At 59.4% G+C, this 14,305-nt stretch carries 16 protein-coding genes; 1 reads left to right on the plus strand and 15 read right to left on the minus strand.

The window, feature by feature from the left end:
- Positions 1–134: 134 nt before the first annotated feature.
- From QMZ05_RS19280 to QMZ05_RS19305, 6 genes are all read right to left on the minus strand, one after another.
- Positions 135–854: an ABC transporter ATP-binding protein gene (locus tag QMZ05_RS19280; RefSeq protein WP_353702177.1), complete on the minus strand. Its 720-nt coding sequence runs from the start codon at positions 852–854 to the stop codon at positions 135–137.
- A complete protein-coding gene (locus tag QMZ05_RS19285; RefSeq protein WP_353702178.1) occupies positions 847–1,572 on the minus strand; it encodes an ABC transporter ATP-binding protein in 726 nt (241 codons plus the stop codon). Before QMZ05_RS19285 ends, QMZ05_RS19280 begins: the two co-directional genes overlap by 8 nt.
- On the minus strand, positions 1,569–2,600 hold the full coding sequence (locus tag QMZ05_RS19290; RefSeq protein ID WP_353702179.1) for a branched-chain amino acid ABC transporter permease: 1,032 nt from the start codon (positions 2,598–2,600) through the stop codon (positions 1,569–1,571). Before QMZ05_RS19290 ends, QMZ05_RS19285 begins: the two co-directional genes overlap by 4 nt.
- Positions 2,584–3,453, minus strand: a complete 870-nt coding sequence (locus tag QMZ05_RS19295) for a branched-chain amino acid ABC transporter permease (protein WP_353702180.1) — start codon at positions 3,451–3,453, stop codon at positions 2,584–2,586. The genes QMZ05_RS19290 and QMZ05_RS19295 overlap by 17 nt, the downstream gene beginning before the upstream one ends.
- Before the next feature lie 28 nt (positions 3,454–3,481).
- Positions 3,482–3,967 carry a flavin reductase family protein gene (locus QMZ05_RS19300; RefSeq protein ID WP_353702181.1) on the minus strand — a complete coding sequence of 162 codons (486 nt, stop codon included), beginning with the start codon at positions 3,965–3,967 and terminating at the stop codon, positions 3,482–3,484.
- Positions 3,968–4,066: 99 nt separating this feature from the next.
- Entirely contained in the window at positions 4,067–4,417 is a 351-nt protein-coding gene (locus QMZ05_RS19305; RefSeq protein WP_353702182.1) for a VOC family protein, read from the minus strand.
- Positions 4,418–4,857: 440 nt separating this feature from the next.
- Here QMZ05_RS19305 and QMZ05_RS19310 point away from each other — a divergent pair, with 440 nt between their 5' ends.
- Positions 4,858–5,484 carry an Lrp/AsnC family transcriptional regulator gene (locus QMZ05_RS19310; RefSeq protein WP_353702183.1) on the plus strand — a complete coding sequence of 209 codons (627 nt, stop codon included), beginning with the start codon at positions 4,858–4,860 and terminating at the stop codon, positions 5,482–5,484.
- 1,232 nt (positions 5,485–6,716) lie between these two features.
- Here the strand turns inward: QMZ05_RS19310 and QMZ05_RS19315 are convergent.
- The 9 genes from QMZ05_RS19315 to QMZ05_RS19355 form a co-directional block, all read right to left on the minus strand.
- Positions 6,717–7,148 (minus strand): hypothetical protein, encoded by a 432-nt coding sequence (locus QMZ05_RS19315; RefSeq protein WP_353702184.1) that lies wholly within the window; start codon positions 7,146–7,148, stop codon positions 6,717–6,719.
- A gap of 61 nt (positions 7,149–7,209) precedes the next feature.
- Positions 7,210–8,319, minus strand: coding sequence for an HlyD family secretion protein (locus tag QMZ05_RS19320; RefSeq protein ID WP_353702185.1), 1,110 nt, complete (start codon positions 8,317–8,319; stop codon positions 7,210–7,212).
- 465 nt (positions 8,320–8,784) lie between these two features.
- Entirely contained in the window at positions 8,785–9,438 is a 654-nt protein-coding gene (locus QMZ05_RS19325) for a hypothetical protein (RefSeq protein ID WP_353702186.1), read from the minus strand.
- Between the two features lie 88 nt (positions 9,439–9,526).
- Entirely contained in the window at positions 9,527–10,276 is a 750-nt protein-coding gene (locus QMZ05_RS19330) for an outer membrane beta-barrel protein (RefSeq protein WP_353702187.1), read from the minus strand.
- A 130-nt stretch (positions 10,277–10,406) separates the two neighbouring features.
- Positions 10,407–11,270 carry a helix-turn-helix domain-containing protein gene (locus tag QMZ05_RS19335; protein WP_353702188.1) on the minus strand — a complete coding sequence of 288 codons (864 nt, stop codon included), beginning with the start codon at positions 11,268–11,270 and terminating at the stop codon, positions 10,407–10,409.
- Between the two features lie 212 nt (positions 11,271–11,482).
- Positions 11,483–11,836, minus strand: coding sequence for an HdeA/HdeB family chaperone (locus QMZ05_RS19340; RefSeq protein WP_353702189.1), 354 nt, complete (start codon positions 11,834–11,836; stop codon positions 11,483–11,485).
- 182 nt (positions 11,837–12,018) lie between these two features.
- Complete coding sequence (locus QMZ05_RS19345; RefSeq protein ID WP_353702190.1) at positions 12,019–12,735, minus strand: outer membrane beta-barrel protein; 717 nt, start codon at positions 12,733–12,735, stop codon at positions 12,019–12,021.
- Between the two features lie 499 nt (positions 12,736–13,234).
- A complete protein-coding gene (locus QMZ05_RS19350) occupies positions 13,235–13,612 on the minus strand; it encodes a hypothetical protein (RefSeq protein WP_353702191.1) in 378 nt (125 codons plus the stop codon).
- A 46-nt stretch (positions 13,613–13,658) separates the two neighbouring features.
- The gene (locus QMZ05_RS19355) at positions 13,659–14,144 is read right to left on the minus strand and encodes a DUF992 domain-containing protein (protein WP_353702192.1); all 486 of its coding nucleotides are present in this window, start codon (positions 14,142–14,144) and stop codon (positions 13,659–13,661) included.
- Positions 14,145–14,305: the final 161 nt, after the last annotated feature.

Raw genomic sequence — 14,305 nt, forward strand, 5'->3', positions numbered from 1 at the left:
ATCGCCGCCAGAGCGTGATATCGCAGCATTCCGTGCTCGAGAGCTTCGGTGCCCGTCACTCCCAAAAGCAGATGAGCTGAGCGAAGCAGGAACTCCCTCACCCGCAGACCGCCGCGATAACGGCAAAAAAGCCGTTACATTCCGAGATATGCGCGTTGAATCTCGGGGTTGCTCAGCAACTCGCCGCTTGATCCGTGGAGAACGATCGAGCCGTTCTCCAGCACATACCCACGATTGCTCAACGCGAGGGATTTCGCGACATTCTGCTCTACCAGCAGCACCGTGATCCCCTCCTCGTGCAAGCGCTTCACCACGCCGAACATCACGTCCGTCAGGGCGGGCGACAGCCCGATGGACGGCTCGTCGAACATGACGATTTCAGGCTTCGCCATGATGGCGCGTCCGATGGCCAACATCTGCTGCTCGCCGCCGGACAGGGTCCCGGCAAGCTGCCGCCGGCGCTCTCGAAGCCTCTCAAACAACTGATAGACGAACTCGAGGGTTTCGGGCTGGCCGGCCCTCCCGCGCTTGAGCGATCCCCCCAGAAGCAGATTGTCCTCGACGGAAAGGCCTCCAAAAATCTGCCGGCCTTCAGCGACCTGTGCAATACCGCGCTCGCAGATCTCCCACGGCGACATCCCCGTAATATCGACGCCGTTCATCTTCACGACACCACTCGAACACGGAACGATGCCCGAGATCGACCGGATCAGCGAGGTCTTACCGGCGCCATTGGCACCTACGACACAGATCAGCTCGCCCCTGCGGATCTGCAGGGAAACGCCGTTCAGGGCATTTGACCCGTCGTACCCAACACAAAGTCCGTCGATCGACAACAACGCCGCGTCAGGCATGGAAGCCGATCCCCAGATAGCTTTCGAGCACCTTAGGGTCAGCGACCACCTCGGCCGGGCCCCCTTCGGCGATTTTAGCGCCGTGATGGAGCACCACGACGCGCGAGGCGACCTCCATCACGATCCGCATGACGTGCTCGACGAGGAGAATCGTCAGGCCGGTTTCGGCGAGCCTCTGCAGCACCCGGACGACGCTCCCAGCCTCGGTGGGCCGGAGACCCGCCATCACCTCGTCCAGCAGCAGCAGTTTGGGCCGCGTGGAGAGCGCTTTGGCAGTCTCCAGCATTTTCCGATCGGGCAACGTCAGCTGGTCGGTCCTCGCATTGGCTTTGCCGGCAAGCCCGACGCTTTCAAGCGACTCATACGCCTTCGATCTGGCTTCTCCCACGCTGCTGGTCCAACTGAAGGCGCCGACCATTGCGTTCTCGAGCACGGACATATCGCGCATCGGCCGCACAATCTGGAATGTCCGCGCGATACCCATCCTGCAGACGGCTTCAGGCGGCGTATTCTCCATCGGGCGTCCCTCGAAGAACACCTCCCCGCTCGTCGGCCGTATTGCGCCTGCAACGAGATTGAAGCACGTTGTCTTCCCTGCCCCGTTCGGCCCGATCAGCGCCGTGATCCGGCCGGCTCCCAGTGCGAAGCTGACATTGTCCACCGCGACCAAGCCGCCGAACGATCGGGAGAGATTCCTGACTTCGAGCAGGCTCGTCATTCTTCGGCCTTCCTTGGTTGCGGCAGCCACACTCGCGGCGGCACCTGGATTGCCTTGCAAAGCTGCTGGATCGCCGGCCAGATGCCGTCGGGCAGCAACCAGACGATCAAGATCAATACGACGCCGTATGCGATGTTGTTCAGCCCGGGGATCCGAAGACTATCGCCCAGAGCGCTCATCGCGTGGTTCAGAGGAATAGCCGTGAGCGACCCGACCAGCGGACCGAACGTCGTGCCTAGACCGCCAACCACGGGTCCAATCAGCACATCAACCGAGAGGCCCATACCCATGATCGAATCCGGAAAGATCGATCCCTGCACGAGCGCCAGAACTCCACCACCTACGGCTGCAGCGGCCGCCGATATCGCGATCACGAGGATCTTGTGCCGGAATGTGCGGACGCCGAGCGCGCGCGCAGCCTGCTCGTCGTCCCTCATCGCTCGCCAGACATATCCGAGGTACGATCGCGAGATGAGTTCAGTTCCCACGATCCCCAGCGCCGCCAGGGCAAGCGCGACAAAATAGTAGAAGCGCGCATCTCCCCGAAGCATTGCAATATCGATCGCGTTCGTCGGTGCAGGAAAGAACAGCCCCTGCATTGCGCCGACAAACTCCCAGCCGCTGAATATGATTCTGGCGAACTCGGCGGCGGCGATCGTCAGCAGCGCGAAATAGATTCCACGCACCTCGAACCTAAAGCTCAGCCACGCCAGTAGCGCACCGACGGATCCGGCGACGAACATTCCGAGCAGGAGGCCTATCCACGGCGAAATGCCGAACTTGATGTCGAGGACGCCGACTGAATAAGCCCCGAGGCCGACAAAAAGAGCATGACCGATCGATAATTGGCCACCGATACCGAGCATCAAATTCCAGGATTGGCCGAGGAACGTGAACAGCAATACGATCGTCATCAACGAGATGAGGTACGGATTTGCCAGAGCGCCGACCAACGCAAGAATCACGAAGACCAGAGCTCCGGCAAGCCACCGGTTCAACTCGGTTGCACCCTCAAATCTCTTTTGCACCAAAGAAACCCCTCGGACGGAAAATCAGGATGATGATCAGGAGCGCATAGGGAAGCGCCGTCTTCATCGACGGAGTAAACATCAGCGCTGCAATTGCCTCGGCCACGCCAATCACCAGGCCACCCAGGAGCGCTCCGCTGAAGCTGCCGAGACCGCCGACGACAACCGTCACAAAGGCCAGCAGGGTAAAATCGACGGCCAGATATGGTTGGGCGTCGAACAGAGGAGAGATCAATGCGCCGGCGACACCCGCGCAGGCCGCACCGATGCTGAAGGCCACCGCATAGATTCGCGGAATGTTCAATCCGATGATCAGGCCGCCCAGCCGGTTGTCTGCGGCCGCTCGCAGCGACCGGCCGAACGACGAGAATTTCAGATATCCTCCGAGCAAGGTGATCAGAAAGCCTGCGGTTGCCGCAGCCTGAAGTCTCGCCAGATCCAGCGTCACGAGACCGAGCGATACGGTGTGAAACGCCAGCTGGGACGCGGTGGGGCGCGGATCCGGTCCGAACGCCACCAGCAGCGCGCCGCTGAAAAGCAGCGACAGACCGATGAAGACGATAAATTGATAGTGATGGGGCCGACCGACGAACCGCCTTACGATCATTGTCTCCAGAAGATACCCGAAGATGAACATCGCAACTCCCGCGATCGTTGCAGCGGCAATGATGGGAACGTCCCAAAGGCGGACGGCCCAATAACCGATGTAGACGCCGAAGACGACCATCTCGCCATGCGCAAAGTTGACGACGCGCATGACGCCAAAAATGATCGTCAGACCGAGCGCCACGAGCCCGTAGACGAGCCCGAGCAGAACGCCGCTTGCGAGAACATTGAGCCAGAGTGACAGCATTGGTGCACTGAATGATGGAAGTGAAGCGTTACCGCCTGGGCACTGTGAATTCGCCCTTAACATAGACCAGCGGTTCGCGATCGCCGTTCGTTGCCTGTGCGACCACCGCGCCGACGAAGATCGTATGGCTGCCGGCATCGTATGAATCGGATACGCGGCAATCAAAGCTGCAAACAGCCTCGACGAGGCTCGGCGCTCCCGTCGCGAGCTCGCGCCACAGACCCTCGCTGAAACGTATGTCGCCCTTGATCCCGTCCTGCCCCGCGAATTTCTGTGCCAACGCAGCGTGATCCGCCGCGAGGATGTTCCAGCAAAACGACCCGCTCTGCTTTATCGTATCGTGCGCGCCGGCCGACTTGTTGACGCAAACGAGCACGCTCGACGGTTCGGTCGACAATGAACAGCCGGCCGTCAACGTCAAACCGTGCCGGCCCGGTCGCGCGCCCGTCGTGACGATCGACACGGCGCCGGGTACGTTGCGCATTGCGGTGCGGAATTCCTTGCTGCTGAACACCGGAATTTCCTGGATGGACATGGGCTGCACTCGAAAGTTCATGGCGATGGATGCCCCTGACAGATAAACCGAAGTGATCGAGATCGGTGGTTTGCGAGCCTACCCGGCCGCGGCCTGAAACAGCTGAATCGTATTGTGTTGCGGGTCCTTGAAATGGGCGACGCGACCGTGCGCGCCCATATCCCTGATTTCACCGAGCATCTCGGCGCCGTGCGTCCGCGCGCGCTCCAGAGCTGTTTCCAGATTGTCCACCTCGAAAACCAGAACGGCGTTCAGAGACGGCGCGGATACGGATTCGACCGGACTTGCGATACAAAGGGCGACCTTCTCACCGACGAATTGAATCCACTTGCCTCGATCAGCGAAGCGGATCGCCAAGCCGAGAGCTTCGTAGAAGCCGGCGAGCGCTTCAGGTTCAGCGGCGGTGAGATAGGCCTGCTTGAGCTTCAATTTGTCACTCCGATCCCGGACGAGCCGTCAATTCCGCGACCTCCGCGGACTTCTGCTGTCGTGCAATAGTCGCACTGGGGCCTCGGCATGAATGCTCAAAGACCTTGTCGCTCGCACGATCGATCGGCATTTTGTGCTGCGGCTTGCGGCCTTTCGGCATCGGGACAAGGCGGCCAGGGCTGAGGCTCGAGACGGTTATCCCTGCCCGCTTGCACATCCTTCGATCATCAACTGAGCACACGGCCCGCACGTCCCGTCACAGGCCGCATCGGGTCGATGGCCGTGAGCAGATTGACCGTTTTTCGATATAACTCGTCGCTTTGTCGAAATTCTACAACCGCGAGTGCGGTTAGCATCTGTGTCATCGGGATGTCACCTCGCGGGATAACGCGCGGGACCGGGCCTCGAGATAGCTACGCTTGCCCATGGGAGACAACGATATGACGACAACGGCTCTCGACAGGATCGACATCAAGATCTTGAACGAACTGCAGCAGAACGCCGGTTTGACCAACGTCGAACTTGCCTCCCGCGTCAACCTCTCGCCGTCGCCTTGTCTTGCTCGCGTTCGTACGTTGGAAAAACTCGGCGTAATCGATCGGCGGATCGCTGTACTGGATCCTGCGGTGCTCGGGATCGGCGTGACCGCCTTCATACAGGTCAAGCTTGAAAAGCAGGTTCAGTTGTCGCTCGAGAATTTCACGCGCTCGATCGATCGCTTGAGTCAAGTGATGGAATGTTACCTGATGACGGGAGACAGCGACTACCTGCTCCGCGTCATGGTACCCGACATCGACGCCCTTGAAGACCTCATCGTAAACAAGATATCGCGCATACCGGGTGTTCTGAGCATTCGTTCGAACCTGGCCTTGAAGCGAATTTCGCACAAGACGGTACTTCCAATCGACTTGAACCAGCCGGTTCAGATCAAGTCGTGCAGCTCAAACACCAGGCGCGCCGACCACCCCGCCAAGTCACACTACAACACGGCGTCTCAGGCGAGGTTTGACGGCGGCATGGGCATTGATGCTTCGTGCACTCTTGATCACAACGTGGCCAGCTTCTAGCGAGCGAGCCGTGTGACTGCAGCCCCCACCGACCACGGCCAGATTCAACACTCGCGTCTAACGTCATCGCGGATTCGCGGGACGTGCTCCTCTCGCCTAGTTGTCGAAGCAGCTCGCCAGAGCTAACGATGCTCGTCACTAATCGGTGACGGCGCTCCGCTTCCCTCAAACCCGCGAGTAGAGGCCGGATAGATCGGCGCGTAGGAGATGCAACTGTCCTGTGGGTTTATGGTGCGCTCGGAGGGAGGTCACATTTGCTGCGATTTCAGTCGCTTATCTCAACGACGAAGATCAAAAGGTTGCTACCAACCTCAAAGGGGTGTTTCAGCTCCCGTCGCCGCCCCTCAGCCCCTGCGTCCCGAACGTAATCAGCGACCGAAAAAATCAACAAAAACAACCAAGCTCGGTCCTGACTGATCACCTCTATCGCTGTTTGTTCACGGCGTTTCGGTGGTCAATCGGTGGTTGACTAACTTCGGTTCGCGAGACCGAGTGACCATAGGCTTGAGTAGCCGAAATGCCTACGATCACAAAATCGACCATCTCCGCCAGACTGGGCTTCGGCTTGTTCGCGTAGTGGGCGATGAATTGCGGATCGAAGAAGCGCACCGTTGCTGAGACCACGCAAAGCGCGGTCGGTTGATAATCAAGAACAAGAGCCCTCTATCTGGCAATGATCTCCTGCATCGCTGGTGCCTGCGAGAAACGGGACTGCGGCACATGTTTGGCACCGACGGAGTTGCGAACGAACCATCGCACCTGCGAGAGAGGACAGCCACGGACTCATCATTTGACATCTCGGCTCGTCGTCGAGTGGACGCCACGGTGCTGGTCGGCGCCGATACGGCAAGTCGGAATTTTTCCGTTAAGCGTTTGAGACCGGCTCTCGTCGAATGCCTTTCTATATTCGACTATCATTTCCCGAACGGTCGGGAACCGATGACGCCAGAACATTCAACCTATCCCGTGTGCCAGGCATGCTACTGCGATCGCCTCGACGATGCGCTGGTCGGGACTGGTGTAACCACTCCGATCGACCTGTGCATGCGCCAATTGGATAATCGCAAGGCTCGACGACGCCGCAACGACGGTCGTTTGCCGCCCGATCCCAGTTCCTGCTGTTCGCCCGGAACGGTTAGAGTTGGTTTTGCGCTCGGAAGCTCGTGTCCGACGAAGTGACGGCATAGCGCGGTGACTACAATTGAAAGTATCCATTGATTCATCCGAGCGGCTTAAAAGTCCGGACCGAACACATCGTTATTGAACTCGGCCGAGGCCTCGTCGTTGTCCATGCTGTTGATCAGGTTCTGCTCGGGATCCGTAAAGCCACCTGCTGAAAGCGTATCTGCCGGCAATGCGCCAAAGCTGGCGCGATATTTGTTCATCGCGGCCACGCTGCCGACATACGCACAGGTGCATCCGGTGGGATCGGCGTAGACATAGGAGGGTCGCCCGCCCTTTTGCCGTAGCTGGAATTGATTGGGCGGAAACGACATCAGTCGTTTCAGCATCTCCTGCGTGGTGGCGGCGACGGGATTGAAACCTGATGATATCAGCAGTTGGCCCGTCGATTGCTGAGCGTAGACGCGGGCGCCCGAATATACCTCGGTGAGAAGAACGACCGGGACGATGGTGGCAGCGGCGCATGCAGATCGAAGACTCATTTTCTCCTCCGGGATGCCTAAGTGGATCACCGATTCGAGCCGGGAGTGAAACGGAAGGCGTCTATAGATATGCCGTGTACGAACCGATCCATACCAGGATCGACATGAGCAAGCCGATGACGCCGGCGTTGTCCGCGAACACGGTGGCAGTGCCGGGCATGCCGAGCCTGAGCTGACTGCGGTCGATGGTTTTCGGTACGGAAATGGCGGCCGGATAGACCTTGGCACCGCCGATCGAGCCGACGCGCGCCAGTGAACCCGAGACCGCGATCTGGCCCTGGCCTACGCCTTGCGGAATGGCAGCGACCGTCGCTTCGTGGATGCGGCCGGGGTCGTCGTCGAAAACCAGCTTGACGCGTGCGCCGGGCTTGATGGTCTTGAATCCGTTGGGGGCGAACATGCCTGCGATTAAGATATCGTTCATGACGACGAACGACATCACCGATCGCGCCGGCATCGCGCGGTCTCCAACGGCCAGGGCCATGATGGTAACGACGCCGTCGCCGACAGCACGGATCGTCGTTTGCTCGAGCTCCCATTTGGCCTGATCAAGCTGTGCCTGGATCTGCGCGACGGTCGTGTTGACCCCGCCGATTTCCGACTCCATCGCCAATTGCGCACTCAGTTGCGCGGCCTTGGCCGCCTGAAGCTGAAACTCGACCGTGTCGTATTGCACCTGGACGTCTTGCAGACGAAACTCGGTCTGCGCCTGCTCGCTGGTGAGCTTTTGGTAATCGGAAAGCCGCTGGGCGTGAAAGGCAAGTTGCTTGGTCAACCCGTCGACATTTGCAGTCGCCTGCTCGTAACTGGCCGTCAATTGCTTGACCTGCTGGCGCGCCTGGGCGAGCGAGGCTTCAAGTTGGTTGACCTTGTACTGGAACGGCGCCGGATCGATGCGGAACAGCACGGCGCCGGCCTTCACCGGTTGGTTCGGCTTGACCGCAATTTCGATCACCTCGCCGGAGACATTCGGCGTAACCTCCATGACGCGAGAAATCACGACAAAGCTGCCCGACGGGGTGAGGTAATTGAACATCGCGAGGAACGCCGCGAGGATCAAGGCGCCAAACAGCCCTGCGACGGTGCCGGACGCCCAGCCCCATCGCACCAACTTGAACCTGAAGAAGACGAGCCACACCAGGATCAAGTACAACGTCAGGATGATGAGCACGATTGAATTCCTCTAACTGGCGCGTACCGGATTGGACACCAATAAGCCCAGTAGCACGGCAGTATCGGCCAAATGCTTGCATCCCCGACTGTCGCCTCGCATCTAGCCGACCCAGATCCGATCTCTATGAGAGGCGCTTGAAGCAGGGAGAACTTCGACGTCTCCTCACCAGCCTTCAGAATCGATGACGGCGTGGTTACTCCCTTTCCGTGGTGGACGGGCCCGACACGCTAAGCGTCTTCTCGTCCGCTAGCCAAGCTACCGAAAATGCGGCGACCCGCTATGCAGATTCGGCAAGCCGCGACTTCCGGCCGCGGAGCAATCGCCTGCAGCGGCGTCCGATCTATTGCCTGGGCTCGGCCTTCAAACCCGTAGTGCGCGCGCCAGATAGATCCAGCGCGGGGATCAGACCGAAACTGGCCTGGCCCGGCGCAAGAACGCCGGGCCAGGTTACGCGCAGTTCCGTTAATAGCATGGAGGATAAGGATAGTACCCGCAAACGGGTGGCCGATAATACGGGCCGTACGCGTAAGCTGCTGCGGCACCGGCCGCGGCGGCGGCTCCAGCATAATACGCACCCCGATAGGCCGTGCGTCGCGCAACGCCCGCGAATGAAAGCGGCGTAAAGGGAAGGCCGATGATGTCGATAAAGACAGAGGCGGGGCCATCGGCGCCCTTGATGTCACCTTCGAGAAGGTCGACATCGAAGGCTAGATTGTCGCCCTCGAGCTTGGGATTTTTCAAGGTAACAACAACATCGCGCACGGTGTTGCCGTCCTTCTGGAATACGGACACTGTGGCGTTAGGCGGATTTTTTGCAAAATTGTCGCTGCCGGCTCCCCAATCTTCAACGATATGACTGGTCAGGTCATGGCCAGCCGAGCGAACCGGCCGATCCGCAAATATGATCGCATTTGGCGCAATGCCTGTGAGAACCAGTTTGCCGGGCTGCAGGTTTGCGCCCCTGGAATTGAAGACGATCAGCGATGGAACGATCTGGGGTTTGCTGGCCCCGATCGTCTTTAGCGGTGCATGGGACGCAGTATCCTGCGCTAGGGCCATGTTTGCGACCGTCAGAGCACCGAGAAAGGCAACTGCACGCATCGTATTCGACAACATGATTCAACTCCAAAATCAGGGATTATCCGGGCCGAGGCATGATGGGAAAGAATGGTGGCCGGCCGAACCGGCCGGCCACCTTTCTTCATTAGTAACCACCGAACTTGTAGTTGAGGCGAACTGCGAGAAGATTCGCGTCCGTCTTGGTGTTGGTGGTGATCGACGCGATGGGCGCCAATGACGGCGTCGAGAAAGTGTTGCTCTCGTTCACCCGCCACAGATAGTCGTACTCGATGCCGGCCGTCCAATTCGGAGAGAAGCCGTACTCGAAGCCGACACCCACGACGCCACCCCAGCGGGTCCGGCTCGCGAAGGCGAGGCCCGTGCCGGTCACGCTGTCAAGGATGGCAAAGTCCTGGCTACCAACCGCGCCGCCGCCCTTGACGTAGAACAAGGCCTCGTTGACCGCGTAGCCAAGTTGAGCCGTGAAGAGACCCAGGCCGGCGAGGGTCGACTTGTAAGTGCGGGCCGGATCCTGCGCACTGATGCGCGTGTTGCGGATGTTGGCCCAGTCGCCCTGCGCTTCAAGACCGTACACCAATTGTCCGGCCTGCCAGCGATAGCCAATCTGGCCGCCGACGATGCCGCCGCCCTTGCTATTGCAGCCTTCGGCGAAGACGCCGCCAATTCCATTGATGGCGGTGAGATCGACACACTGATTGCTCCAGCCATACCCGGCGTTCGCGCCGAGATAGAAGCCGGACCAGTTATACATCATCGGCGCCGGGATCGGAGCCGCCTTGTAGACCGGCCGCTGCGGAAGGTCCGCGGCCGTTGCAATACCGGTGAACGCAACGGACATCACCGCCGCCGTGGCAAGCAAACCAACTTTTTTCATAACCTGATAACCTCATCGAAGGTGGAGAACACATGAGCCATGTGCCATCGACCTTCGCTCAGTTGGTATGCAGAAACTGTCATCGCCGACCAATTCACGGTGGTGTTGCACCAAAACACCACTCCAAACCTCACAGCGATTTGTCAGGCCTCAATGCGCTAGATCGACGATGTGCCTCGGATGGCAACTCGCCGAACAGCCACCGGTAGCGGCCCGCAAACCTGCCGAACTCGGTGACGCCGTGGGCTACCAGGATATCGACGAGCCTGCCGGCCGAACCCATGTGACGGATCTCATGGTAAACCAGATTTAACTGCCGCAGCTTCAGATAGTGCTTTGGCGAGAAGCCGAGATAGCGCTCGAAAGCGCGCAGCAAGGTTCGGTACTCCACCTTGGTAGCTTTTACGATATCCTTGATATGGATGATACTTTCCGGATTTTTCCTCACGAACTCGAGGGCCTCCAGAACGATACGCTCGGACCCGACCGTGTAATTGTTGGGCAGCAGGACTTCGCTTGCGCGATTGTCCCAGACGTAAGCAAGTTCATCCATCAAGGCGAGCTCCGTCTCCCAGGCGATCACCGGCCGGTCGGCCGGCGCAGAATCGGAGATAGAGCGCAGAGCCTGCCTCGATGCTTCGATCAGTCGCGATGCGATTCGCTCTGGCAGCCGGACGAGATGCTTGGCCGTCTTCGGCGGAGCCTGGCTCGTGACCGCGGGAAGGATCTTCGTTGCAATACTCTCTTCCCGCGGCAGCGACCACGCTACCCATTCGACATGACCGGAACGAACAAAGGTGAAGTGACAACCCGGAGGCAAAATGACCAGGTCCGACGCTTGGCACCGCGCACCATCGAGCAGGACGCGATCGTCGAAGTTGGACGACTGGATGATCAGGGTCGTAAAATTCGGGTCGGTGACGCCATGGACGATTCCCGGGCCGCCGTCTGCGCCGAATTGAAGAATCGCGCGACGCAATGCGAGATACTTCACGCCCCACCGGTGCGAGGACGGAGCGGACTTTAGAAATGTCACCCTCGCGCCCCGAATGGCGTCGGTGTATTCCCCGAAATCATTCAATTCTAAAATACTCCGCCCGTCAGAGCGGCAATTCAAGGGAAGAAGATAGGAGGAAAGTGTGCTGCTTCGGCCAAAACCGCACGAGCGGATCGGGTCCGCAGATGACCGATCCGCTCGCGGACGATCTACTTCATCTGAATGCCCATCAGCTCCCGCTCGGCTTTGAACACCACAGCAATGGCATCGATGATGCGTTTTTCGGGATTGGCCTTGCAGTAGACGATCACCTCGTGCTCCGCGATCTTGCCCTTACGCAGGTCGAGGAAATGCTTCTTGGCAAGGCCGTTGTACCACCCGCTGTACCAGGCCGTTAGCGCATCGGCGTCTTCCTGATAGGTCCCTGCGAGTTGCGCGCAGGTCAGCGTCTGGACGTCGATGAATCCATTCGCATCAACATAAGACGACAGCGGCACCTGGGCCTTGGCTGACGTCATGGCGACAATGAGCAGCGTGGCGGAAAGCAGCAATCTCAAACGCATTGGGACTCCATTCGCAAGTGAATCAGAGGTGGAGAGATTCCGGCGATCGAATGTGAAACGCCGTCGGCTCGACCGGCATCCGAACCGAAACCGTCGGCCCGGATGCGCGATCAGGATCAAGGCAACACTACGGGATGGTCTGCACAGCGCAGACTGGGGGACGACTGAGCATGCGGCTCCGCTCAGAACCGATAGTTGACGCCGGCACGCACGATATTCAGGTCATCCGTGCTCACTCCGGTGCCGACGACTTTCGTGTAGAGATACTCGGCTTTCAGAGACCAGTTCGGCGTGAAGCCATATTCGAAGCCCAGACCAGCCGAGATGCCCGGACGCCAGGACGAGCCCGAACACGGCAGGACGCCAAGCGTGCCGCAGGGCACGCCGGCAATGGTCGATGCATTGGCGCTCGACTTGACGAAGGCTCCGCCGCCCGTGACGTAGAGCAAGACGTTGTTCATGGCGACGCCGACGCGCGCCCTCGCCGTTGCAAGCGCGCTAATGCTCGACGAGGTGTTCAGCGTGACGCCCTGCCCGAGGCCGAAAATCCTGGGTGTTACTACGGACGAGCCGCTGATGTTGGCCCAGTCAATGTCACCTTCCAGACCGAGCACAACATATCCTTGCTGAATCTGCGCGCCGAGTGTGCCGCCGATCATACCGCCGTTGATGTCGAAACCGGCACGATCGAACCTGTTTGAGAACAGCACCAGCGGGTCCTGGTTACCCCAACCATACCCAGCGTTGCCGCCGACATAGAACCCCGTCCAGTTATAGACGGCGACAGCCGGAGCTGGCGCTTTGTAGGCGGGCGACGCTGGCAAATCCGCTGCAATCGCATAGCTGCCCATCATCCCCGAAGCTGCGATCGCAACTGCAAACTTACTAATTTTATTCATTGCCCCACCTGAGTGATTGAAGAATTTCGTGCAGCATCAGATCGCATCTGGCGCGCGCAACCCGCTATGCAGAATCTGACGCCTGCTTTCAATTTTTCCAACTGTGGCGCAGTTGCCGCAGCCGAAGCATCGCGCCATCGATGTTGACCGCAGGCCTACTCTCGCGAGTTGCCGAATATGCAAATTCTGACAGTCCGGTGGTCTGGAGCGGCGGTCGGGTGCTCTGGCTCGATTGAACTTTGCCGAACGCCATCATGGTCAGCAGCGTGCGAAATACAGTGGCGTCTTCGGCGGATCATCGTCGCCGGCACGGGCAATTCCGCTGGAGCAGAAATCAAAACGGAGGACGCAGCGAATGCAATGGCGCGCTTGGCGCGCCCAACTTTCGTAGTCGCGCGCAAGACGTATTCCTCGAGCTTGGTGGAACGATATCGACAGCACGCCTGAACGGTCTATGCAAAATGTGCCAGTCCATAGGCCGCCGCATCGCGGGCGCCTCCTACGGCAGATCAGCCTCGTTGGCGTCCTCGAATGAGGCCGGCTCGACAAACGGCGGCTCGGACATTTCCGCAAGCCAATGGTGAATGAGCGTCGAGGGAATCGCCCGTCGCGGTATGCAGGGATTGATGGTTCCCGCGGTCACGATGTATCCTTGTTCGAATTTCTCGCGCGCAAACCTCTGGGCATCGAGCTTGGTCAGAAAGCTCTCACTCTGTCTCGGACGTCGTTGCGCCGATGCTTTGCGCACCTTCTTCGGCACCTCAAACGAAACATACCATGTTTTCGACAGGTCAGTTGGCACCGGGTCTTCCGATTCGTTTCCTGTTGGCTCGCCTATCTCCGCGCGTTTGCTCCCGCCATGCGCTTTCTGCACCACGAACTGGAGCCGCGTCCCATCCCGTCACGCAAAACGGCGTGGAGCTTCAATAGACCGGACGCAGCTGCAGGCCGGAAAGGCCGACGGTGACATCAATGGCAATTGATCCCTCTACGGAGACGGGCTGCAACGCAAATGACCGCCCCGAGCCACCGACAAGGACATTGACGCCGGCGCCCAGGCCGAGGCCGATATCGCCTGACGCCCCGACATATTCGCCGGCGAGAGCTCCAACCGGGGGACCCGCGGTCGGAGCAAGAACCGCCCAAGCGAATGCGCCTCCGGCCGAAACGCCGATGTCGATTCCGACGGTGTTGAGCGCGCCTTCATAGAGTTGAATCGGGAACGGCGGGTTTTGAGTAAAGCGACACGACATCGATTGATGGCCAAATATAACAAACCCGACGCTAGGGTCGACCTTGCACGCCAGCATGCCGATCTGGGTCCAAGATGCCTGTTGGGCGCCCGCGGTAGACACAGAGCCAGACCATGCCCCGAAGGCGCAGAGGACAGCCAGAACCTGTGCGCGCATTCGCTTCCCGATCATCTCGCAAACCTCGTTGACCGCGGGCAGGCGCTAGTCCTGAACCGCCTTCTGCTTCTCGCAGATGAGCATGCGCAGGGCCGACGAGACTATGCAAAATCGGCAGGCCGAACCCGCCGTGAGCGAAAAATCGCACGTCGACGGCTGAA

Source organism: Bradyrhizobium sp. INPA03-11B, from assembly GCF_040446015.1.
GTDB classification, from domain to species: Bacteria; Pseudomonadota; Alphaproteobacteria; order Rhizobiales; family Xanthobacteraceae; genus Bradyrhizobium; species Bradyrhizobium macuxiense_A.